The sequence below is a fragment of the Janthinobacterium lividum genome (assembly GCF_011601275.1).
Lineage (GTDB): Bacteria > Pseudomonadota > Gammaproteobacteria > Burkholderiales > Burkholderiaceae_D > Janthinobacterium > Janthinobacterium lividum_E.
In genome coordinates this window covers 1-255 of the sequence record NZ_JAAOLY010000088.1, presented here as the reverse complement: position 1 = coordinate 255, position 255 = coordinate 1, and the positions used below count along the sequence as shown (strand labels likewise).

The following is a 255-nucleotide window of genomic DNA, read 5'->3' as shown; positions in this document are numbered from 1 at the left end:
GGGAGGCAGCAGTGGGGAATTTTGGACAATGGGCGAAAGCCTGATCCAGCAATGCCGCGTGAGTGAAGAAGGCCTTCGGGTTGTAAAGCTCTTTTGTCAGGGAAGAAACGGTGGGAGCTAATATCTCTTGCTAATGACGGTACCTGAAGAATAAGCACCGGCTAACTACGTGCCAGCAGCCGCGGTAATACGTAGGGTGCAAGCGTTAATCGGAATTACTGGGCGTAAAGCGTGCGCAGGCGGTTTTGTAAGTCT

The 255-nt window shown here is 52.2% G+C and carries 1 rRNA gene; it reads left to right on the top strand.

From position 1 onward, the window contains the following. Nucleotides 1-255: ribosomal RNA gene (locus GYK42_RS29010) — 16S ribosomal RNA — on the top strand; the annotation flags it as partial.